Below are 22219 nucleotides of genomic sequence, written 5' to 3'. Positions count from 1 at the left end.
AAATCATGCTCACCCGCCTGCGAGAAATAGTCGAGAAGGTAGCCAGTGCGCCTCGCCTCAACGAGGCGCTGAATATTCTGGTTACTGACATCTGTCTTGCGATGGAAACCGAGGTCTGTTCGGTGTATCTGGCCGATCATGACCGGCGTTGCTATTACCTGATGGCAACGCGTGGTTTGAAAAAACCGCGCGGACGCACCGTTACGCTCGCGTTTGACGAAGGCATCGTTGGCCTGGTTGGACGGCTCGCCGAGCCGATAAATCTTGCCGATGCGCAAAAACACCCCAGCTTTAAATACATTCCTTCCGTAAAAGAGGAGCGCTTCAAAGCCTTCCTCGGCGTTCCGATTATTCAGCGTCGTCAGCTTCTTGGCGTACTGGTGGTTCAGCAGCGCGAGCTGCGCCAGTACGATGAAAGCGAAGAGTCATTCCTGGTCACGCTCGCCACCCAAATGGCGGCCATTCTTTCGCAGTCTCAGCTCGCCGCCCTTTTTGGTCAGTACCGCCATACGCGGATCCGCGCGCTGCCGGCTTCACCGGGCGTCGCCATCGCCGAAGGCTGGATGGACGCCACGCTGCCGTTGATGGAGCAGGTCTACGAAGCCTCAACGCTTGATGAAGCCCTCGAGCGCGAGCGCCTTACCGCCGCGCTGGAAGAGGCCGCGAACGAATTTCGCCGCTACAGCAAACGCTTTGCCGCGGGCGCGCAGAAAGAGACCGCCGCCATTTTTGACCTCTATTCGCACCTGCTTTCCGATGCGCGGTTGCGCCGGGAGCTGTTTGCCGAGGTGGATAAAGGCTCGGTTGCCGAATGGGCCGTTAAAAAGGTCATCGAAAAATTTGCCGAGCAGTTTGCCGCGCTGACCGACGGCTATCTGAAAGAGCGCGCGGGCGATCTGCGTGCGCTGGGGCAGCGCCTGCTGTTCCATCTCGATGATTCCATTCAGGGAGCGAATGCCTGGCCTAAACGCTTTGTGCTGGTGGCAGATGAACTTTCGGCCACCACGCTCGCCGAATTGCCTCAGGACAGACTTGCGGGCGTCGTGGTACGCGATGGCGCGGCCAACTCCCATGCCGCCATCATGGTGCGCGCGCTCGGCATTCCAACCGTGATGGGGGCAGATATCCAGCCCTCGGTGCTGCATCGGCGTACGCTTGTCGTGGACGGCTATCGCGGCGAGCTGCTGGTCGATCCTGAGCCGGTGCTGCTGCAGGAATACCAGCGCCTTATCAGCGAAGAGAATGAGCTCAGCAAGCTGGCGGAAGACGACGTCAACCTGCCTGCGCAGCTTAAGAGCGGCGAGCGGGTCAAAGTGATGCTCAACGCGGGCTTAAGCCCGGAGCACGAGGAAAAACTCGGCAGCCGCATCGATGGCATCGGGCTATATCGCACCGAAATCCCGTTCATGCTGCAAAGCGGTTTTCCGTCGGAAGAAGAGCAGGTCGCCCAGTATCAGGGCATGCTGCAGATGTTCAACGACAAGCCCGTCACGCTGCGCACGCTCGACGTCGGGGCGGATAAACAGCTGCCGTACATGCCGATCAGCGAAGAGAATCCGTGCCTCGGCTGGCGCGGGATTCGTATCACGCTCGATCAGCCGGAGATCTTCCTGATCCAGGTGCGCGCCATGCTGCGTGCGAATGCGGCAACGGGCAACCTCAGCATTCTGCTGCCGATGATCACCAGCATCGACGAGATCGATGAAGCCCGGCGCCTGATCGAACGTGCGGGCCGCGAAGTGGAAGAGATGATCGGCTACGCTATTCCCAAACCGCGTATCGGCGTGATGCTTGAAGTCCCTTCCATGGTCTTCATGCTGCCGCAGCTGGCGAATCGCGTCGATTTTATCTCCGTTGGCACCAACGATCTGACGCAGTACATTTTAGCGGTCGATCGCAACAACACCCGGGTTGCCAGCATCTACGACAGCCTGCATCCCGCTATGCTGCGCGCGCTATCCCTGATTGCCCGCGAAGCTGACCAGTACGGTATTGACCTGCGTCTGTGCGGTGAAATGGCGGGGGACTCCATGTGCGTTGCCATTCTTATCGGCCTTGGCTTCCGTCATTTGTCCATGAACGGACGTTCCGTGGCGCGCGTGAAATACCTGCTGCGCCATATCGAACACGAAGATGCCCGGGAGCTGGCAGCCCGCTGCCTTGATGCGCAGATGGCAACAGAGGTGCGCCATCAGGTCGCGGCCTTTATGGAGCGACGCGGCATGGGTGGCCTGATCCGCGGCGGCCGCTAGTCTCTGCATTGCCCTCTCGCTGGAGAGGGCAACAACCTGCACAACACTCTATACACATCTTTTACAACTGAGGCGCATCCTCAACCTCTGGCTTATGCTATGATTCGCAACTTTGGAGCACCTGCCAGCGGCAAGGGCGCATTTCTACCGCTGTCCACTTTCAGCGGAATAACAACATCTTGTGGTGACAGATGAACGGTGGTTATCTGCATTTTCCGGAATTTGATCCGGTCATTTTCTCTATTGGACCTGTTGCGCTTCACTGGTACGGTTTGATGTATCTGGTGGGCTTCATCTTTGCCATGTGGCTTGCTGGTCGTCGCGCCAGCCGTCCTGGCAGCGGCTGGACAAAGAACGAAGTTGAAAACCTGCTGTACGCGGGCTTCCTCGGCGTCTTCCTCGGCGGTCGTATTGGCTACGTCCTGTTCTACAATTTCCCGGTGTTCTTGAACGATCCGCTCTATCTGTTCCGCGTCTGGGATGGCGGTATGTCCTTCCACGGCGGCCTGATTGGCGTGATCCTGGTGATGGTGATTTTCGCCAAGCGCACCAAACGCAACTTCTTCCAGGTCTCTGATTTCATTGCGCCACTGATCCCGTTTGGGCTGGGGGCTGGCCGTCTGGGCAACTTTATCAACGGCGAGCTGTGGGGCCGCGTTGACCCGAACGTGTCATTTACCATGCTCTTCCCGGGCTCTCGCGCGGAAGATATGGCGCTGCTGCCTTCACACCCTGAGTGGCAGTCTGTCTTCGACACCTACGGCGTGCTGCCGCGCCACATGTCTCAGCTCTATGAGCTGGCGCTGGAAGGCGTCGTGCTGTTTATCATCCTGAATCTGTTTATCCGCAAACCTCGTCCAATGGGGGCGGTCTCCGGTCTGTTCCTGATCGGCTACGGTGCTTTCCGTATCATCGTTGAGTTCTTCCGTCAGCCGGACGCGCAGTTTACCGGCGAATGGGTGCAGTACATCAGCATGGGGCAGATTCTCTCTATCCCGATGATCGTCGCGGGTGCCATTATGATGATTTGGGCGTATCGTCGTCGCTCACAGCAACAATTTTCCTGAGGAACCATGAAACAGTATCTTGAATTGATGAAAAAAGTGCTCGACGAGGGCACGCCGAAAAACGACCGTACCGGCACGGGTACGCTCTCCATTTTTGGCCACCAGATGCGCTTCAATCTGCAAGAAGGCTTCCCTCTGGTGACGACAAAGCGCTGCCACCTGCGCTCGATCATTCATGAACTGCTCTGGTTCCTGCAAGGCGATACCAACGTTGCCTATCTGCACGAAAACAATGTCTCAATCTGGGACGAGTGGGCAGATGAGAACGGCAACCTTGGCCCGGTTTACGGTAAACAGTGGCGTGCGTGGCCAACGCCAGACGGTCGCCATATTGACCAAATCACCACCGTGATGAACCAGCTGAAAAACGATCCGGACTCGCGCCGTATTATCGTTTCGGCGTGGAACGTGGGTGAGCTGGATAAAATGGCGCTGGCACCTTGCCACGCGTTCTTCCAGTTCTACGTTGCTGACGGGAAGCTCTCCTGCCAGCTCTACCAGCGCTCCTGCGACGTGTTCCTCGGCCTGCCGTTCAACATCGCCAGCTATGCGCTGCTGGTACACATGATGGCTCAGCAGTGCGATCTGGACGTGGGCGATTTCGTCTGGACTGGCGGCGATACCCACCTGTACAGCAACCACATGGAACAGACGCATCTTCAGCTGACCCGTGAACCGCGTGCATTGCCGAAGCTGGTGATCAAACGCAAACCTGAATCTATCTTCGACTATCGCTTCGACGATTTCGAGATTGAGGGTTACGACCCGCATCCGGGAATCAAAGCCCCTGTCGCTATCTGATACGGCAAATCCTGACACAGCCGGTGCTTCTTAGCGCCGGTTTTTTTTCGCCTTTCACCCGTATCTCGAGCCGTTATCCAGCTTTTTTGCAACGCCCTGCAACGCGATAACTTCACTGGAAAGCGCCTCGTAAATCGCTCATCTTTCTCTCGCCAGCGCCTTTTGGCTTCGTCACACTCCGGCCATGAAAAACGAGAAAGGCTTTACGCTGATTGAAACCCTGGTCGCCATTTCACTGGTGGTCATTCTCAGTACCTCGGGGATTTACAGCTGGAACCGCTGGCAACAGCAGCAGCGCTTATGGCAGACCGCCAGCCAGGTGCGTGATTACCTTGTGTTCCTGCGTAACGATGCCAACAGGCACAACCGCGACCATAAAATTTCATTTGTTGAAAACGGGGCTGGCGGGTGTCTGGCAAGTACCGGAGCAGTGCACTGTAATGCAGGCGGCGCGTTTGTTCTGAAATCTCAGTGGCGGGAAGTGACGTTCAGCGACGTCACGCCTTCACTGGGGTTTTTCGGGCTCAGAGACACGGCATGGGCCGGGCGCGTGCGCGTGCATAGCCCCGCCGGAGAGTGGCTGGTGATGGTCTCTAACGCAGGGCGCATCAGGATGTGCAATACCGCGGGAGGAAACGCATGCCGTTAAAACAGAAGGGCTTCTCCCTTACCGAAGTGCTTATTGCGATGGTAATTAGCAGTATTCTGCTGCTTGGCACCTCGCGCTTCTTGCCCGCCATGGAGAAAGCGGTGCTGTCGCTATCGGCAAAGCAGGCGCTGGAGGAAGAGATCTGGCAGCGCCTTTTTGCGGTGGGTAAGCAGATCCAGCGCGCCGGGTTCTGCGCGGGCAACTGTCAGGGGCAAGGGCTGGTCATCGGCAGGCAGGGAGGCTGCGTGATAGTGCAATGGGATGCAAACGGAAATGGCGTGTGGGATGTCACGGCAGCTGAAAACGACAGCACGGGGTTTCGCCTTGAGTCGGGCTCGCTGGAGCTGCAGCGCGGAGCAACCTCCTGCGAAGGCAAAGGGTGGGAGAAACTCACGGATCCGGAAAGGCTTATCGTCCAGACGTTCGTGGTCAGCAAGCGCGAGCGCGCGGGTTTCGCACCTGAGTTCAGCATTGAGCTGTCCGCCATACGAAAGGGCGAACGAGCAATCGCTTATCTGGCCCGGCATGTGGTGACGGGGTTTAACCTGTGAACCGACAACGCGGCATGTCGTCGCTGGCGATGGTTCTGCTGGTGCTGATGCTTGCCGGCACGATCCTCGCCGGTCTGAATCAGCAGCTTGAAACCTTCAGCGCTCTGGTCAGGAGTGAAAGCCAGGCCATGCGAGAACGGGCGGGGCTACAGTCGTCGCTGGAATGGGGAAAAGTTCAGCGATGGTCGCTGGAGCCTGAGCTTCAGTGTCGGCAGGCATCACCGCCGTGGCGGGTCTGTTTGCGATTGCTGGAGGAGGGGAACGTGTTGCTCATCGCCGGAAAAGGCGAGCGGCGGCTGTGGCGTTCAGGACACGTTATCGACGGACGGGTACGTTTTTCCCCCCACGGCTGGAGTGACTTTTGCCCGCTAAAGGAGAACGCATTATGTCAGCTGCCATAAACAGACAGCGTGGGTTTAGCCTGGTTGAGGCGCTGCTGGCAATGGTGCTTTTGGTGGCAATCGTCACGACGTTGTCAGGCTACCACCGGGCGCTGGCGCTGCGGTTTAGCGCGCTCAACCAGTATCGTCAGCTCTGGCATCATGCCTGGAATCAATCTCAGATGGATATCCATCCGCTGCCTGCGGGCTGGCAGGTGAGTCGGGTGGAGACATTGCAGTCGGGATGTGTCAGCATCACGGCTATTATTATTTCTCCTCTGGGGCAGCGCGGCGAGATGACACGTCTGCACTGCCCGGTTAGCCAGTAGTCGGGAGCGTTTATGCTAAGGGTCTACCACTCAAATCGTCTGGATGTGCTGGAAGCGCTGATGGAATTTATCGTTGAGCGAGAGCGTCTTGACGATCCTTTTGAGCCAGAAATGGTGCTGGTGCAAAGTACCGGTATGGCGCAGTGGCTGCAGATGTCCTTGTCGCAGAAGTTTGGCATTGCGGCCAACATTGCGTTTCCGCTGCCTGCGAGCTTCATCTGGGACATGTTTGTTCGCGTGCTGCCGGACATTCCAAAGCAGAGCGCGTTCAACAAACAAAGCATGAGCTGGAAGCTGATGTCGCTGTTGCCGGGTATGCTCCCGCGCGACGAGTTCGCCATGCTTCGCCATTACCTCACTGACGATACCGACAAGCGTAAGCTGTTCCAGCTCGCCTCTCGTACTGCCGACCTCTATGACCAGTATCTGGTTTATCGCCCGGACTGGCTGACGCGCTGGGAATCGGGGGGACGGGTTGAAGGGCTGCCGGAGGCGCAGGTCTGGCAGGCTCCGCTGTGGAAAGCGCTGGTGGAGCATACCGAGGCGCTGGGCCAGCCGCAGTGGCACCGTGCGAACCTCTACGACAAATTTATCTCTGTTCTGGAAGCCGCCTCTGAGCCTCCCGCGGGGTTACCGCCGCGCGTGTTTATCTGCGGCATCTCCGCGCTACCGCCCGTTTATCTGAATGCCCTGAAAGCACTGGGCAAACATATCGATATCCATATTTTGTTCACCAACCCTTGCCGGCACTACTGGGGTGACATTCAGGACGCGCGCTGGCTTTCGCGGCTGGTGACCCGCCAGAGAAAGCGTCTCTTTGAAGAGCGCACCGTTCCGCTGTTTAAAGACAGCGCAACGGCTTCACAGCTTTTCGATGAGGAGGGGATTCAGAACCTGCCCAATCCTCTGCTGGCCTCCTGGGGCAAGCTGGGGCGCGACTATATCCACATGCTCTCTGATATCACCTCGTCGGGAGAGGGGGACGTGGACGCCTTCGCTGAAATCACGCCGGACAGCCTTCTGCACAACATTCAGCTGGATATTCTGGATCTCGAAAACCGCGCGGTCATGGGCATTACGGCTCAGGAGTTTGAGCGTAGCGACGGCAAACGCAGGCTCGATCCTGAGGATCGCAGTATCGCTATCCACGTCTGCCACAGCCCGCAGCGTGAGGTTGAGATCCTCCACGACCGTTTACTGGCGATGTTGCAGGACGATCCTACCCTTACGCCGCGCGATATCGTGGTGATGGTGGCGGACATCGACAGCTACAGTCCGTTTATTCAGGCGGTCTTCGGTAGCGCGACGGGAGATCGTTATCTGCCCTACGCCATTTCTGACCGCCGCGCGCGCCAGTCTCATCCGGCATTGCAGGCGTTTGTCAGCCTGCTGTCGTTACCGGACAGCCGCTTTATCTCTGAAGACGTGCTGGCCCTGCTGGACGTTCCCGTTCTCGCCGCGCGCTTTGACATCGACGAAGACGGCCTGCGGTATCTGCGTCAGTGGGTTAACGAGTCCGGCGTTCGCTGGGGCATTGACGACGATAACGTTCAGGAGTTTGAGCTGCCGCCAACCGGGCAGCACACCTGGCAGTTTGGCCTGACCCGTATGCTGCTTGGCTATGCAATGGAAAGCAGCCAGGGCGAGTGGAATGAGGTGCTGCCCTACGATGAATCCAGCGGCCTGATTGCCGAGCTGGTGGGCCATCTGGCCTCGCTGCTGATGCAGCTTAACCGCTGGCGGCGCGAGCTGATGCAGCCGCGTCCGCTGGAGGCGTGGCTGCCGGTTTGCCGCGAAATGCTCAATGATTTCTTCCTGCCTGACAGCGAAACCGAAGCGGCAATGGCGCTGATAGAGAAGCAGTGGCAGGCCATCGTGGAAGAGGGTGTGGGCTCGCACTATACCGACGCGGTGCCGCTTTCTCTGCTGCGCGACGAACTTACGCAGCGCCTGGATCAGGAGCGTATCAGCCAGCGCTTCCTCGCAGGGCCAATCAACATCTGTACCTTGATGCCAATGCGCTCGATCCCCTTTAAGGTGGTGTGCCTGCTCGGTATGAACGATGGTATCTATCCGCGCGCGCTGCCTCCGCTTGGGTTCGATCTGATGAGCCCGCAGCCGAAGCGCGGCGACCGTAGCCGTCGTGATGACGACCGTTACCTGTTCCTCGAAGCGCTGATTTCCGCCCAGAATAAGCTCAATATCAGCTATATCGGCCGCTCAATCCAGGATAACAGCGAGCGCTTCCCGTCCGTGCTGGTGCAGGAGCTGGTGGACTACATTGGGCAGAGTCACTATCTGCCGGGTGACGAAGCATGCAACTGCGATGAGAGCGAAAAGCGGGTCAAGGCGCATATCACCTGCTGCCATACCCGTATGCCGTTCGACCCGGTGAACTACGCCGCGCATGAACACCAGAGCTACGCCCGGGAATGGCTGCCTGCGGCGAAAAACGAAGGGGCGGCGCACGCTGATTTTATTCAGGAGCTGGAGCCACGCGTCTGCGACACGCTGACCTTTGAACAGCTACAGCGGTTCTGGGGCCATCCGGTACGGGCATTCTTCCAGCAGCGGCTGCAGGTCAATTTCCGTTCCGAAGAGAGCGAAATTCCTGACTCAGAGCCGTTTACCCTGGACGGGCTCGAACGCTACAAGCTCAATCTGCAGCTGCTGAATGCGCTGGTTGAACAAGAAGATGCCACCGCGCTATTTCGTCGCTACCGGGCGGCGGGTTTGCTGCCGTACGGGGCCTTTGGCGAAATCGCCTGGGATGCGCAGTGCCAGGAGATGCAGGCGCTCGCAGAGCGCGTGGTTGAGTGCCGCCAGCCGGGCAAAAGCATTGAAATCGATCTGAACTGTAACGGCGTCCAGCTGACGGGATGGCTTCCTCAGGTGCAGGAGGATGGGCTCTTACGCTGGCGGCCTTCAATGCTAAGCGTTTCACAAGGTTTGCAACTCTGGCTCGAACACCTTGTCTACAGTGCTAGTGGCAATCAGGGCGAAAGCCGGCTGTTCGTGCGCAAGGACGGCGAATGGCGCTTCCCGCCAATGGAGGCCGAACAGGCGCGGGAGTATCTGTCACTCTACGTGGAGGGCTATCTGAAAGGGATGAACAAACCGCTCCTTCTCCTCCCAGAAAGTGGAGGGGCGTGGATAAAAGCCTGTTATGACGCGCAGAATGATGCCATGTTAACGGACGATGCCACGCTGCAAAAAGCGCGCAGCAAATTTGTGCAGGCCTACGAAGGGAACATGATTGTCCGCGGCGAAGGAGAAGATGTCTGGTATCAACGTTTATGGAGAACGCTTGAGCCAGAATACTTCGACGCTATCACGGAAGAAGCACAACGCTATCTTTTACCGTTGTTCAGATTTAATCAGTCCTGATGGCTGTATAAAAATTGCGCAAGTTTTGGCGTTCATTTATTATGCACTCCTTATCACGGACTGATGTACCTAAAGAAAGAGATGCTGGCGCGTCCAGCACGTAGTTTGTTAATGATGTAGCCGTGATAAAGAGGTCGTTAATGCCAGGCAGCACCTTGTTCAAAGCGTTCGTTTTGTTTGTCGCCCTTTGGGCTCCCGTCACTCAGGCAGATTCCGGTTGGCAACCCGTTCAGGAAACTATCCGTAAGAGCGAAAAAGATACCCGCCAGTATCAGGCGATCCGCCTTGATAACGGGATGACCGTGCTGCTGGTTTCCGACCCGCAGGCGGTGAAATCGCTCTCCGCGCTGGTTGTGCCGGTAGGGTCGCTTGAAGATCCTGAAGCCCATCCCGGGCTTGCGCACTACCTTGAACATATGACGCTGATGGGTTCAAAAAAATACCCGCAGCCGGATAGCCTGTCCGAATTCCTGAAAATGCACGGCGGCAGCCACAATGCCAGTACCGCGCCTTACCGCACCGCATTTTATCTTGAGGTAGAAAACGATGCGCTGGCAGGGGCCGTTGACCGCCTGGCAGACGCAATTGCCGCGCCGCTGCTGGATAAAAAGTACGCTGATCGCGAACGCAATGCCGTCAATGCCGAACTGACCATGGCGCGTACCCGTGACGGTATGCGCATGGCGCAGGTCAGCGCCGAAACCATCAACCCGGCGCACCCCGGCTCGCGTTTCTCGGGCGGTAACCTCGAAACCTTAAGCGACAAGCCCAACAGCCCGGTGCTGGATGCCCTGCACGCGTTTCGCGATAAATACTACTCAGCCAACCTGATGAAAGCGGTTATCTACAGCAATAAACCGCTGCCCGAGCTGGCCAATATGGCCGCCCAGACCTTTGGTCGCGTGCCTGATAAAAACATCGAATTGCCAAAAATTGACGTGCCAGTGGTGACCGACGCGCAGAAAGGGATTGTTATCCACTACGTACCGGCGATGCCGCGCAAGGTGCTGCGCGTCGAGTTCCGCATTGACAACAACACGGCGCAGTTTCGCAGCAAGACCGACGAACTGGTGACCTATCTGATTGGCAACCGCAGCCCGGGAACGCTGTCCGACTGGCTGCAAAATCAGGGGCTGGTGGAAGGGATCCGCGCTGATTCCGACCCGGTTGTGAACGGCAACAGCGGCGTGCTGGCTATCTCCGCGACCCTGACTGACAAAGGCCAGGCGAACCGCGATGAAGTGGTTGCGGCTATTTTCAGCTACCTCTCCCTGCTGCGCGATAAGGGCATCGATAAACGCTATTTCGACGAGCTGGCCCACGTGCTGGATCTCGACTTCCGCTATCCGTCGATCACGCGTGACATGGACTACGTCGAATGGCTGGCGGATACCATGATCCGCGTGCCGGTTGCGCATACGCTGGACGCGGTGAATATTGCCGATCGGTACGATGCCGACGCGGTGAAGGCGCGCCTGGCGATGATGACCCCGCAGAATGCCCGCATCTGGTACATCAGCCCGAACGAGCCGCACAATAAAACGGCCTATTTCGTCGATGCGCCGTATCAGGTCGATAAAATCAGCGAACAAACCTTTGCCGACTGGCAGAAAAAAGCGGGCGAAATCGCGCTGAAGTTGCCCGAGCTGAACCCCTATATCCCGGATTACTTCTCGCTGATCAAACCGGAAAAAGCGTACCCGCACCCGGAGCTTATCGTTGATGAGCCAACCCTTCGCGTCGTTTACGCCCCGAGCCGCTATTTTGCGAGCGAGCCTAAAGCCGACGTCAGCGTGGTGCTGCGCAATCCAAAAGCGATGGACAGCGCTAAAAACCAGGTACTTTTCGCGCTCAACGACTACCTGGCCGGAATTGCGCTGGACCAGCTCAGTAACCAGGCGGCAGTGGGGGGCATTAGCTTCTCAACCAACGCGAATAATGGCCTGATGGTCAACGCCAACGGCTATACCCAGCGCCTGCCTCAGCTGTTCCAGGCGCTGCTTGAAGGCTATTTCAGCTATACGCCAACCCAGGAGCAGCTTGAGCAGGCGAAATCCTGGTATGCGCAAATGATGGACTCGGCGGAGAAGGGCAAAGCCTACGACCAGGCCATCATGCCGGCGCAGATGGTATCGCAAATCCCTTATTTCCAGCGCGAAGACAGGCGTGCGCTTCTGCCGTCTATCTCGCTGAAAGACGTGCTGGACTATCGTAATTCACTGAAAACCAACACCCGGCCGGAGTTCCTGATTGTCGGCAACATGAGCGAAGCTCAGGCCAAAACGCTGGCTCAGAACGTGCGTACCCAGCTGGGATCGAAGGGTGAAGTCTGGTGCCGTAATCAGGACGTTCTGGTTGAGAAAAAGCAGAACGTGATTTTTGAAAAGCCGGGAACCAGCACCGACTCCGCGCTGGCTGCCGTGTTTGTCCCGACAGGCTATGACGAGTTCTCCAGCTCCGCCCAGAGCGCGGTACTCGGGCAGATCGTGCAGCCGTGGTTCTACAATCAGTTGCGTACGGAAGAGCAGCTTGGCTACGCGGTCTTTGCCTTCTCAATGAACGTGGGCCGTCAGTGGGGGTTAGGTTTCCTGCTGCAAAGCAGCGATAAACAGCCAGCGTATCTCTGGAAACGCTATCAGGCGTTCTTCCCGCAGGCGGAAGCAAAGCTGCGGGCGATGAAGCCGGAAGAGTTCGCCCAGATCCAGCAGGCGGTTATCGCTCAGGTCATGCAGCCACCGCAGACGCTGGGTGAAGAAGCATCACAGCTGAGCAAAGATTTCGATCGCGGTAATATGCGCTTCGATTCGCGTGATAAAGTAGTGGCCGAGATAAAACAGCTGACGCCTCAAAAGGTTGCCGATTTCTTCCATCAGGCGGTGGTTAAACCGCAGGGAATGGCCATCCTGTCCCAGGTTTCCGGCAGCCAGAACGGGAAAGCGGAATACGTTGACCCGAAAGGCTGGAAAGTGTGGAAGAGCGTCAGTGCATTGCAGCAATCTATGCCCTGGAGTAAGAAAGAATGACCGATACCGCTGAGTCCCTTGATCCCTTACGTTTGCCGTTACAGGGTGAACGATTGATTGAAGCCTCAGCGGGAACGGGAAAAACCTTCACTATTGCCGCGCTCTATCTTCGCCTGCTGTTGGGGCTCGGGAAAGACGCGGCTTTTTCACGCCCGCTGAGTGTGGAAGAGCTGCTGGTGGTGACCTTCACCGAAGCCGCCACCGCCGAACTGCGCGGCCGTATTCGTTCCAATATTCACGAGCTGCGCATCGCCTGCCTGCGCGAAAGCACGGACAACCCTCTTTACGCGCGCCTTCTTGAAGAGATTGTCGACAGGCAGCAGGCGGCGCAGTGGCTGCTGCTGGCTGAGCGGCAAATGGATGAGGCTGCCGTATTCACCATCCACGGCTTCTGTCAGCGCATGCTGAGCCTGAATGCGTTTGAATCTGGGATGCTGTTTGAACTGCAGCTTATTGAAGACGAATCTGAGCTGCGGTATCAGGCGTGCGCCGACTTCTGGCGCCGCCACTGCTATCCGCTGCCGCGCGATATCGCCGAAGCCGTTCATGCATTATGGAAAGGCCCGGAGGCGCTTCTGCGCGCTATCGACCGCTATTTGCAGGGCGAAGCGCCGGTGATTAAATCCCCGCCTCCGGCTGACGAAACGCTCGCCTCGCGCCATGAAAAAATCATCGCGCAGATTGCCGCGCTCAAGCAGCAGTGGAACGACGCGGTCGCGGATATCGATGCTATCCTGGAAAACTCAGGCCTCGACAGACGCAAGTTCAACCGCGGCAATCAGGCAAAGTGGATCGAAAAAATCAGCGCCTGGGCACAGGAAGAGACCCGGGGCTATCAGCTTCCCGACGCGCTGGAAAAATTCTCCCAGCGCTTTCTGACGGAACGCACCAAAGCCGATGGCATCGTCCCCGAGCACCCGCTCTTTGTCGCGATAGAAAACCTGCTGGCGCAGCCCTTAACCCTAAACGATCTGATGATCGTCCGGGCGATGGCGGAGATCCGCGAAACCGTGGCGCGTGAAAAACGCCGTCGCGGCGAGCTTGGGTTTGACGACATGCTGAGTCGGCTCGACGCGGCGCTGCGCAGTGAAAACGGTGAAGCGCTGGCAAGCGCCATCCGCACCCGCTTCCCGGTGGCGATGATCGATGAATTTCAGGATACCGATCCCCAGCAGTACCGCATTTTCCGTCGAATCTGGCACCGGCAGCCCGACACGGCGCTGCTGCTGATTGGCGACCCGAAGCAGGCGATTTACGCCTTCCGCGGCGCCGATATTTTCACCTACATGAAGGCCCGCAGCGAAGTCGACGCGCACTACACCCTCGACACCAACTGGCGTTCGTCTCCCGGCATGGTCGAAAGCGTCAATGCGCTCTTTGCGCGAATGGACGCCGCGTTTATGTTCCGGGACATTCCTTTTTTGCCGGTTAACTCCGCGCCTAAAAATGCCTCCCTGCGCTTTGAATTCAAAGGTGAACAGCAGCCCGCCATGAGCTTCTGGCTGCTGGAAGGGGAAGGCTACGGCATTGCGGATTATCAGAATGCGATGGCGCAGCACTGTGCCGCGCAAATTCGCGACTGGCTCAGCGCGGGCACCCGCGGCGAGGCGCTGCTGTGGAAAGGGGAGCAGTCCGCCCCGGTCAAGGCTTCGGACATCACGGTGCTGGTGCGCAGCCGTCAGGAAGCGGCGCTGATCCGCGATGCGCTGACGTCACTCAATATCCCTTCGGTCTATCTGTCGAATCGCGACAGCGTTTTTGAAACGCTGGAAGCCCATGAGATGCTCTGGCTGCTGCAGGCCGTGTTGTCACCCGAGCGGGAAAGTACCCTTCGCAGCGCGCTGGCAAGCTCGATGCTCGGGCTGAACGCCCGCGATATCGATGCCCTGAACAATAATGAAGTCGCCTGGGACAGGGTCGTTGACGAGTTTGTGCGCTACCGCGAGCGCTGGCAAAAACGCGGCGTTATGGCGATGCTGCGCGAGCTCATGACGCAGCGGCAGGTTGCCGAAAACATGCTTGCCACCCCGGGCGGCGAGCGTCGATTGACCGATATTTTGCACATCAGCGAACTGCTGCAGGAAGCGGGCACCCAGCTTGAAAGCGAACATGCGCTGGTGCGATGGCTGGCGCAGCATATTGCCGATCCCAACAGTAACGCCTCAAGCCAGCAGATGCGTCTGGAGAGCGACAAGCATCTGGTGCAAATAGTCACCATTCACAAATCAAAAGGGCTGGAATACCCGCTGGTCTGGCTGCCCTTTATTGCCAATTACCGCGCGCAGGATCAGGCGTTTTACCACGACCGCGACTCCTTTGACGCGGTGCTCGATCTCAGCCAGGCCGAGTCCAGCGTGGAGCTTGCCGAAGCCGAGCGCCTCGCGGAAGATTTGCGCCTGCTGTACGTGGCGCTAACCCGCTCCGTCTGGCACTGCAGCCTCGGCGTCGCGCCACTTTTCCGCCGCCGCGGCGAAAAGGCCGGCGAGTCCGATTTCCACTTAAGCGCCGTGGGGCGGTTAATCCAGCAGGGCGAACCAAAAGATGCCGCGGGCCTGCGCCAGTGCCTTGACTCCCTGTGCAGCGAGCACGTTGCGCTTCACATCCCAGGACAGCCGGACAGCCAGCGTTGGGAGATGCCGGAAAACCGCGAGCCGGATCTGGATGCCCGAACGATTACGCGAACCATCGCGGACGACTGGCGCGTGACCAGCTACTCCGGCCTGCAGCAGCACGGGCAAAGCATCGCGCAGGATCTGATGCCAAAGCTGGACGTTGACGCCGCAGGCGTAGGCGATATTCCGCATGAACCCGCGCTTACGCCGCACCAGTTTCCGCGCGGGGCGTCGCCGGGGACGTTTTTACACAGCCTCTTCGAGGAGCTGGATTTCACCCAGCCCGTTTCGCCGGACTGGGTGCTGGAGATGCTGCAAAAGGGCGGCTACGAAGAGGTCTGGCAGCCGGTGCTGACCTCGTGGTTAAGCGCGATTTTACGGGCTCCGCTGACGGAGGATGGCCTCTCGCTGAGCCAGCTTACGGCGAAAGACAAGCAGGTTGAGATGGAGTTTTATCTTCCGATCGCCAGCCCGCTTAAGGCCGAGGCGCTGGACGCTCTGACTCGCGCCTACGACCCGCTATCCGCCGGTACGCCGCCGCTCAACTTCCGCCAGGTGCAGGGGATGCTGAAAGGCTTTATCGACCTTATCTTCCGCCACGGCGGGCGCTATTACCTCCTGGACTACAAATCCAACTGGCTTGGCGAAAACAGCGAGGCCTACACGCAGCAGGCCATGGCCGCGGCGATGCAGTCCCATCGCTACGATTTGCAGTACCAGCTTTATACCCTTGCGCTGCACCGCTATCTGCGGCATCGCATCGCCGATTACGACTACGACACTCACTTTGGCGGCGTGATTTATCTGTTCCTGCGCGGCGTGGATGCCGATAACCCGCAGTCGGGCATTTTCACGACGCGTCCGGACGCTGACCTGATTGAAAAAATGGATGACCTGTTTGCCGCAGGCACGGAGGAGCTGGCATGACGATGCAGAAACTGTTGCTTGAGGCCGTCGAGCAGCGTCAGCTGCGCCAGCTCGACGTGCAATTTGCGCTGATGGTTGCCAGCGAAGAGCCCGCGGTAATGCTGGCGGCGGCCATGCTGAGCAAAGACGCGGGAGAGGGGCACGTCTGCCTGCCGCTTTCACGTCTGGTCTGCGATGACAAAACCCACGCCGCGCTGCAGGCCTGTTTTGCCCTGCTGGGGGAGGCGCTGGACTGGGAAAGCGCGTTGCTCAGTTCTCCTGCCGTCAGCAGTAGCGAAAGCCCGGCGCCGCTAATCCTCACCGCCGGACGCCTGTATCTTAATCGCCTCTGGCGCTATGAGCTGACCGTCGCCCGCTACTTTAGCGAGGCCAACGCGCCGCTTCCCTGCGACGAGGCCCGAGTCCGCCAGACCCTGGACAGCCTTTTTGCCTCTCAGGAGGCGCTGGACTGGCAGAAGGTGGCGGCCGCCGTGGCGCTGACGCGACGGATATCGGTAATTTCAGGCGGGCCGGGCACCGGAAAAACCACCACCGTGGCGAAGCTGCTTGCGGCGCTGATCCAGCTTTCGGGCGAGCAAAGGTGCCGGATCCGCCTGGCTGCGCCAACGGGGAAAGCGGCGGCGCGCCTGACCGAATCCCTGGGCGGCGCGATGCAAAAGCTACCGCTAACGGAGGACCAGCTTGCGCTGTTCCCCAAAGAGGCCAGCACCTTACACCGCCTGCTTGGCGCGCAGCCCGGCAGCCAGCGCCTGCGCTACCATGCCGGCAACCCGCTGCATCTGGACGTGCTGGTGGTGGATGAGGCGTCGATGATTGACCTCACCATGATGTCGCGCCTGATTGAGGCGCTGCCCGAGCACGCGCGGGTGATCTTCCTGGGCGATCGCGACCAGCTTGCTTCCGTTGAGGCCGGCGCGGTGCTGGGGGATATCTGTACCTACGCCAGCCTGGGATACACCCCGGCGCGCGCCGGGGAGCTGGCGCGCCTGACCGGATGTGCGCTGGAAGGCAACGACGATCCGCTCGCAGGGGCGCTTCGAGACAGCCTGTGCCTGCTGCAAAAAAGCTACCGCTTCGGCAGCGATTCCGGTATCGGGCAGCTTGCCGCCGCCGTGAACCGGGGCGATCGCCAGGCAACGCGCACGGTATTCAGCGGCGCGTTTGGCGACATAGAGAAAAAATCGCTGCAAAGCGGCGAAGAGTATCAGGCGATGCTCGAGGACGCGCTGCACGGTTATCAGCATTTCCTGACGCGCGTGCAGCAGCAAAGCGCGCCGGAGCAGGTTATCGCCGCGTTTGGCGAGTACCAACTACTGTGCGCCCTGCGTGAGGGGCCGTTTGGCGTCGCAGGTCTGAACGAACGGCTGGAGCAGGTGCTGGCGCAAAAACGCAAGATTGCCCGTTCGCAGCACTCGCGCTGGTACGAGGGGCGGCCGGTGATGATCTCCCGAAACGACAGCGCGCTGGGGCTGTTTAACGGGGATATCGGCATCGCGCTCGATCGCGGGCAGGGGCTTCGCGTGTGGTTCCAGATGCCGGACGGCAGCGTGAAGTCGGTACAGCCTAGCCGTTTGCCTGAGCATGAAACGGCGTGGGCGATGACGGTGCATAAATCCCAGGGGTCGGAATTCAACCATGCGGCGCTGATCCTGCCGACGCAGCTCTCCCCGGTGGTGACCCGCGAGCTGATCTATACGGCCATCACCCGCGCGCGCCAGCGGCTTTCGCTTTACGCCGACGAACGAATTCTGGTGCAGGCCATTGCCACCCGAACCGAGCGCCGCAGCGGCTTAAGCGCGATATTTGAAGCGCACTGAGCGTCAGCCCTCACGCGTTGAGGGCTGAACCTTATCCCAGATCGGCCATCAGCACTTTTGAACGCCGCTGATAGTTGTACATCTCTTTTTTGCTTTCCGGCAGCGAATCGATATCCACCGGCGTAAAGCCGCGTTCCTGGAACCAGTGAATGCTGCGCGTGGTCAGCACGAACAGCTTGCTGAGCCCAATCTGCCGCGCCTGGGCTGCCACACGCTCAAGCAGCATTTCGCCGCGCGATGAGCTGCGGTAGTCAGGATGAACCGCCACGCAGGCCATCTCGCCAATCTTCTCTTCCGGGAAAGGATAGAGGGCGGCGCAGGCGATGGTCAGGTTGTCGCGCTGGATAATGGTGAATTTATCGATCTCCATTTCCAGCTGTTCACGGGAGCGGCGTACCAGAATTCCCTGCTGCTCCAGCGGTCGGATAAGTTCCAGAATGCCGCCGATATCGTTGATGGTGGCGCGGCGGATCTGCTCGGCGCTCTCCATCACAATCTGCGTACCGATACCGTCGCGTGAGAACAGCTCCTGTAGCAGAGCACCGTCTTCCTGATAGCTGATGAGGTGGCTGCGGCGCACGCCGCTGCGACAGGCCTTAACTGCACCGCGCAGGAAACGTACCGTGCCAGAGTAGTAATCGCCCTCGGCTTCCAGAGCTTCAACGCGGGCCTGCGCTTCGTTCGGGAACAGTTCCGGCACGATCGTCCCTTCGTCGTTGACCACGCCCTGGGAGGAGCAAAAGCCAATCATCTTCTCTGCCTTCAGCTTGATAGCCAGCTGCGTGGCGATTTCTTCGGAGGTGAGGTTAAAGCTCTCGCCAGTGACGGACACGGCCACCGGCCCCATCAGGACAATGGCGCCGCTGTCCAGCTGGCGGTGGATGGCTTCTTCATCGATACGACGAATACGACCGCTGTGGCAATAATCCACGCCATCGTCCACGCCGAGCGGCTGCGCGATGATAAAGTTGCCGCTGACAACGTTGATATGCGCACCCTGTAGCGGCGTGTTGTTGAGGCTCATTGACAGGCGAGCGGTGATGTCCAGCTGCAGCAGCCCGGCGGCCTGCTTGACCAGCTCAAGGGTTTTAGCATCCGTCACGCGGGTGTTTTTGTGATAGATCGGCTCGTGGTGATGCGCTTCGAGATTGGCATCAATCTGCGGGCGCGCGCCATACACGACCACCAGACGAATGCCCAGGCTGTGCAGTAATCCGATGTCGTTGACGATACTGGAAAAGTTTTCATGCTCAATGGCTTCGCCGCCGAGCATGATGACAAACGTTTTTCCCCGGTGGGCGTTGATATAGGGAACAGAATGGCGGAATCCCTGGACCAGTTCGGTTCTACGTTCCTTCACCATGGCACAACCCTTAATGAATGTTTATTCGTAATTTCTGTATTTTTATTCGATTAATGCCGCGCGTGCAAGCCTAAATTTTCTGCGAACCACAGAAATTAATAAGTAATCTGTGCGTTAACGTATGAATGTTTACCCTTTTATAGATGACAGTTTATGCGTCATTCGTTAAAGTTTTCGGTCAATTTGGCATTTTTGATTATCAATTTGATTTCTTGCTCGGGAGAAGCATGTCGGGATCCAAATCAGCAATAAGCCGCCGCCGCTTGCTACAAGGGGCCGGGGCGATGTGGTTGCTCAGCGTCAGTCAGGTTGCGTTTGCTGCTATCAGTCAGGTAGTGGCGGTGCGCGTCTGGCCGTCGTCGACCTATACACGCGTGACGGTAGAGTCCAATCAGGTGCTTAAATACAAACAGTTTGCCCTGAGCAACCCGGAACGCGTCGTGGTGGATCTCGAAGGTGTTAACCTCAACTCCGTCCTGAAAGGCATGAGCGCGCAGATCCGCGGCGACGATCCCTTTATCAAATCTGCCCGGGTGGGGCAGTTCGATCCGCAAACCGTGCGTATGGTGTTTGAGCTTAAGCAGAACGTTAAGCCGCAGCTGTTTGCCCTTGCGCCCGTTGCCGCCTTTAAGGAGCGCCTGGTGATGGATCTCTATCCGTCGAACGCGACGGATATTCAGGATCCGCTGCTGGCGCTGCTTGAGGATTACAACAAAGGGGATCTTCAGCGTCAGGTTCCACCTGCGCAAAGCGGCCCTAAGCCGGGTAAAGCGGGGCGCGATCGCCCGATCGTGATCATGCTCGATCCGGGGCACGGCGGGGAGGACTCCGGTGCCGTAGGGAAATACCGCACCCGAGAAAAAGACGTGGTGCTGCAAATTGCCCGCCGCCTGAAGGCCCTTATCGACAGAGAAGGCAACATGCGCGCCTATATGACGCGCAACGAAGATATCTTCATCCCGCTGAAGGTGCGCGTAGCAAAAGCGCAAAAACAGCGCGCGGACCTGTTCGTCTCTATCCACGCCGACGCCTTTACCAGCCGCCAGCCGAGCGGTTCGTCCGTGTTTGCCCTGTCAACCAAAGGGGCGACGAGTACCGCGGCGCGCTATCTGGCAGACACGCAGAACGCCTCGGATTTGATTGGTGGCGTCAGTAAAAGCGGCGATCGCTATGTCGATCACACCATGTTCGATATGGTGCAGTCTCTGACGATCACCGACAGCCTGAAATTTGGTAAAGCGGTGCTGGGCAAGCTCGGCAACGTCAACAAGCTGCATAAAAACAGCGTTGAGCAGGCCGGTTTTGCGGTGCTCAAAGCGCCAGATATTCCGTCCATTCTTGTCGAAACCGCGTTTATCAGTAACGTGGAAGAGGAGCGCAAGCTCAAGACCGCGAAATTCCAGCAGGAAGTGGCTGAGTCCATTCTGGCGGGGATTAAGGCGTATTTCTCAGACGGCGCAACGCTTGCCAGAAGAGGGTAGAAGCGATGGCCGGGGCGTTAGTCAGCATAGTGATGGCTAACGCCCCGGGTAGGATAAGAAGCTATTCTTTGGGGAAAGATAATATTTTAAATTATCTCGTGAAAGAAAAGCTCCGTAAATCGAATAATCCGAAAGAAGACTTTTCGCTGCAAGTCTGTGTCTGGAAAGAAAAATAATATTTCACTACAATTGCTCAACGCAGTATCTTTTCAATATTGAAATGTTTTTTTCTGCAGTGCAATACAATTGTCTAAGAACGATTTTGATTCTTGAGGGAAAAACACTTTTCAAAAATCTTATTTTTATATTTCATAGTGATATTAAACGCGCGTTTCATTCATCGATTTAATGGATTGAGGTTTGTTTTACTATTCTTGCCAATTTAATATTTTGAAACTTATATAATTAAATGGAATTTATAAGGATTTAGTTATGAATAGGGAAAATCCGTTTTGTATACCAACAGTTTCTTCTTTTCCACGATGGAACGGCGCTGATATTTTAGTCTGGAGGCTGATGCAAGACAATCCTGCAGAGTATAAAGGCCAATCGTATTTATATTTGTACAAAGATTCGTATCTTAAATTCCATAAAGACACGATTATAAAATATGCTAAAGAAGCGGGAATCCATCCTTTACTGTTAGCCGGGGTAGCCTGGCAGGAGGCCGGCGGCAAACCGGACCGGCTAAAAACATTTATTTTGACGTTCAGGCAGGCTGTTGATTCTTTGAAAGTGAATAATGATTTCTCTAACAGAGTTTCTATTGGCATCATTGCAATACAAATTCGGGCAGCGGCAGAATCTTTGGGTGTGGATCCTAAAAATCTTACCAGAGAATTACAGGTACAGTTAAGCCGTTGTCTACAGAGTGATGACTTTAACATCAAGGTGGTTGCTTTACATCTAAAAGATCTTATTTTATTTGATTATCCAAAAGCTGACCCTGCAAATCTCAATCAGGAGCAAACAATTTTAGTCGGCTCCCGTTACAATCGTGGGATTCAACGAAAAAAAGAGGATTTTATTAAAGCCATGTCAGCTAAAGAGCACGCTCCTGAGCGAGATTATATATCTTATGGGCTTGCCATTATCAAACGAGCCGAGCGTGTTCGTAAAATCATGGGGATGTGATATGAAAGATAAATATAAATTCCTTAAACCAATATATTATTTTTATTATGTATTTAGCTTTATTGTTATTTGGTTTCTGGCTTTTCTGGATGATGTTGATACGTTCGGTGACGATGCTGTTCATCACGTTTGTGACGTTATCTCTGATGAAAACACAGAGAGCATGAGAGATGTTACGGTACCTTTTTCATTTTTGCTTATCACCCCTTTCATTTTTCACTTTGCGAACGCTTTAAGAAAACGACGGGATTTCAGGGAATTACTTCCAGCTGGAGTGATTATTGTTGCCTGGTTTTGGCTTTTCTTTGGGGAATATATTAAGTGCTATTGAGAGCCTTCACATGAAGGTCAAAGTCTGGACTAACAGACTGCGTTACGCAGAGGGAAGGGGATGAATAAACAAAAAAACCGCAAGCTATTTCTAGCGTTGCGGTTCTTATCAAAGT

15 protein-coding genes are annotated in these 22219 nt (G+C 57.0%); 14 read left to right on the top strand and 1 reads right to left on the bottom strand.

The genetic code is table 11. From position 1 onward, the window contains the following. Positions 1–5 precede the first annotated feature (5 nt). The 11 genes from ptsP to recD all read left to right on the top strand — a co-directional run bounded on the left by ptsP (position 6) and on the right by recD (position 17795). Positions 6–2252, top strand: a complete 2247-nt coding sequence (gene ptsP, locus AB6V08_RS11990; RefSeq protein WP_368542856.1) for a phosphoenolpyruvate--protein phosphotransferase — start codon at positions 6–8, stop codon at positions 2250–2252. 191 nt (positions 2253–2443) lie between these two features. After that, positions 2444–3319 carry a prolipoprotein diacylglyceryl transferase gene (gene lgt, locus AB6V08_RS11985; RefSeq protein ID WP_368542855.1) on the top strand — a complete coding sequence of 292 codons (876 nt, stop codon included), beginning with the start codon at positions 2444–2446 and terminating at the stop codon, positions 3317–3319. A 6-nt stretch (positions 3320–3325) separates the two neighbouring features. Continuing rightward, positions 3326–4120, top strand: a complete 795-nt coding sequence (gene thyA / locus AB6V08_RS11980) for a thymidylate synthase (protein ID WP_368542854.1) — start codon at positions 3326–3328, stop codon at positions 4118–4120. A gap of 184 nt (positions 4121–4304) precedes the next feature. Further along, positions 4305–4769 carry a prepilin peptidase-dependent protein gene (locus AB6V08_RS11975; protein WP_368542853.1) on the top strand — a complete coding sequence of 155 codons (465 nt, stop codon included), beginning with the start codon at positions 4305–4307 and terminating at the stop codon, positions 4767–4769. Continuing rightward, the gene (locus AB6V08_RS11970) at positions 4760–5320 is read left to right on the top strand and encodes a prepilin peptidase-dependent protein (protein ID WP_368542852.1); all 561 of its coding nucleotides are present in this window, start codon (positions 4760–4762) and stop codon (positions 5318–5320) included. Before AB6V08_RS11975 ends, AB6V08_RS11970 begins: the two co-directional genes overlap by 10 nt. Continuing rightward, positions 5317–5721, top strand: coding sequence for a DUF2509 family protein (locus AB6V08_RS11965; protein WP_368542851.1), 405 nt, complete (start codon positions 5317–5319; stop codon positions 5719–5721). Before AB6V08_RS11970 ends, AB6V08_RS11965 begins: the two co-directional genes overlap by 4 nt. Further along, complete coding sequence (locus AB6V08_RS11960) at positions 5706–6029, top strand: prepilin-type N-terminal cleavage/methylation domain-containing protein (protein ID WP_368542850.1); 324 nt, start codon at positions 5706–5708, stop codon at positions 6027–6029. The genes AB6V08_RS11965 and AB6V08_RS11960 overlap by 16 nt, the downstream gene beginning before the upstream one ends. 12 nt (positions 6030–6041) lie before the next feature. Then, positions 6042–9416: an exodeoxyribonuclease V subunit gamma gene (gene recC / locus AB6V08_RS11955; protein ID WP_368542849.1), complete on the top strand. Its 3375-nt coding sequence runs from the start codon at positions 6042–6044 to the stop codon at positions 9414–9416. Positions 9417–9556: 140 nt separating this feature from the next. Continuing rightward, a complete protein-coding gene (gene ptrA / locus AB6V08_RS11950) occupies positions 9557–12439 on the top strand; it encodes a pitrilysin (RefSeq protein ID WP_368542848.1) in 2883 nt (960 codons plus the stop codon). After that, the gene (recB, locus tag AB6V08_RS11945; protein WP_368542847.1) at positions 12436–15978 is read left to right on the top strand and encodes an exodeoxyribonuclease V subunit beta; all 3543 of its coding nucleotides are present in this window, start codon (positions 12436–12438) and stop codon (positions 15976–15978) included. The genes ptrA and recB overlap by 4 nt, the downstream gene beginning before the upstream one ends. Further along, the gene (gene recD, locus AB6V08_RS11940) at positions 15975–17795 is read left to right on the top strand and encodes an exodeoxyribonuclease V subunit alpha (RefSeq protein ID WP_368542846.1); all 1821 of its coding nucleotides are present in this window, start codon (positions 15975–15977) and stop codon (positions 17793–17795) included. Before recB ends, recD begins: the two co-directional genes overlap by 4 nt. Positions 17796–17826: 31 nt before the next feature. On the opposite strand, the gene argA is transcribed toward recD, so the two are convergent. Then, positions 17827–19158 (bottom strand): amino-acid N-acetyltransferase, encoded by a 1332-nt coding sequence (gene argA / locus AB6V08_RS11935; RefSeq protein WP_368542845.1) that lies wholly within the window; start codon positions 19156–19158, stop codon positions 17827–17829. Positions 19159–19385: 227 nt separating this feature from the next. On the opposite strand from argA, the gene amiC reads away from it, so the two are divergent. The 3 genes from amiC to AB6V08_RS11920 all read left to right on the top strand — a co-directional run bounded on the left by amiC (position 19386) and on the right by AB6V08_RS11920 (position 22104). Further along, entirely contained in the window at positions 19386–20639 is a 1254-nt protein-coding gene (amiC, locus tag AB6V08_RS11930; protein WP_368542844.1) for an N-acetylmuramoyl-L-alanine amidase AmiC, read from the top strand. A gap of 432 nt (positions 20640–21071) precedes the next feature. Further along, positions 21072–21773 carry a hypothetical protein gene (locus AB6V08_RS11925; protein ID WP_368542843.1) on the top strand — a complete coding sequence of 234 codons (702 nt, stop codon included), beginning with the start codon at positions 21072–21074 and terminating at the stop codon, positions 21771–21773. Position 21774: 1 nt separating this feature from the next. Continuing rightward, on the top strand, positions 21775–22104 hold the full coding sequence (locus tag AB6V08_RS11920; protein WP_368542842.1) for a DUF2645 family protein: 330 nt from the start codon (positions 21775–21777) through the stop codon (positions 22102–22104). The last annotated feature ends 115 nt before the right edge of the window (positions 22105–22219 follow it).

This window comes from Enterobacter soli (genome assembly GCF_964208575.1).
In the GTDB taxonomy this organism is placed as follows: domain Bacteria; phylum Pseudomonadota; class Gammaproteobacteria; order Enterobacterales; family Enterobacteriaceae; genus Enterobacter; species Enterobacter soli_A.
Note: the sequence above shows the minus strand (reverse complement) of the source record. Positions and strands in the feature narration are given on the sequence as shown.

Excerpts from the sequence above, each read along its gene's own strand:
- AB6V08_RS11925 (WP_368542843.1), top strand. The coding sequence starts at position 21,072 with ATGAATAGGGAAAATCCGTTTTGTATACCAACAGTTTCTTCTTTTCCA.
- thyA (WP_368542854.1), top strand. The coding sequence starts at position 3,326 with ATGAAACAGTATCTTGAATTGATGAAAAAAGTGCTCGACGAGGGCACG.
- AB6V08_RS11920 (WP_368542842.1), top strand. The coding sequence starts at position 21,775 with ATGAAAGATAAATATAAATTCCTTAAACCAATATATTATTTTTATTAT.
- lgt (WP_368542855.1), top strand. The coding sequence starts at position 2,444 with ATGAACGGTGGTTATCTGCATTTTCCGGAATTTGATCCGGTCATTTTC.
- recB (WP_368542847.1), top strand. The coding sequence starts at position 12,436 with ATGACCGATACCGCTGAGTCCCTTGATCCCTTACGTTTGCCGTTACAG.
- ptrA (WP_368542848.1), top strand. The coding sequence starts at position 9,557 with ATGCCAGGCAGCACCTTGTTCAAAGCGTTCGTTTTGTTTGTCGCCCTT.
- recD (WP_368542846.1), top strand. The coding sequence starts at position 15,975 with ATGACGATGCAGAAACTGTTGCTTGAGGCCGTCGAGCAGCGTCAGCTG.
- ptsP (WP_368542856.1), top strand. The coding sequence starts at position 6 with ATGCTCACCCGCCTGCGAGAAATAGTCGAGAAGGTAGCCAGTGCGCCT.
- recC (WP_368542849.1), top strand. The coding sequence starts at position 6,042 with ATGCTAAGGGTCTACCACTCAAATCGTCTGGATGTGCTGGAAGCGCTG.
- argA (WP_368542845.1), bottom strand. The coding sequence starts at position 19,158 with ATGGTGAAGGAACGTAGAACCGAACTGGTCCAGGGATTCCGCCATTCT.
- AB6V08_RS11960 (WP_368542850.1), top strand. The coding sequence starts at position 5,706 with ATGTCAGCTGCCATAAACAGACAGCGTGGGTTTAGCCTGGTTGAGGCG.
- AB6V08_RS11975 (WP_368542853.1), top strand. The coding sequence starts at position 4,305 with ATGAAAAACGAGAAAGGCTTTACGCTGATTGAAACCCTGGTCGCCATT.
- amiC (WP_368542844.1), top strand. The coding sequence starts at position 19,386 with ATGTCGGGATCCAAATCAGCAATAAGCCGCCGCCGCTTGCTACAAGGG.
- AB6V08_RS11970 (WP_368542852.1), top strand. The coding sequence starts at position 4,760 with ATGCCGTTAAAACAGAAGGGCTTCTCCCTTACCGAAGTGCTTATTGCG.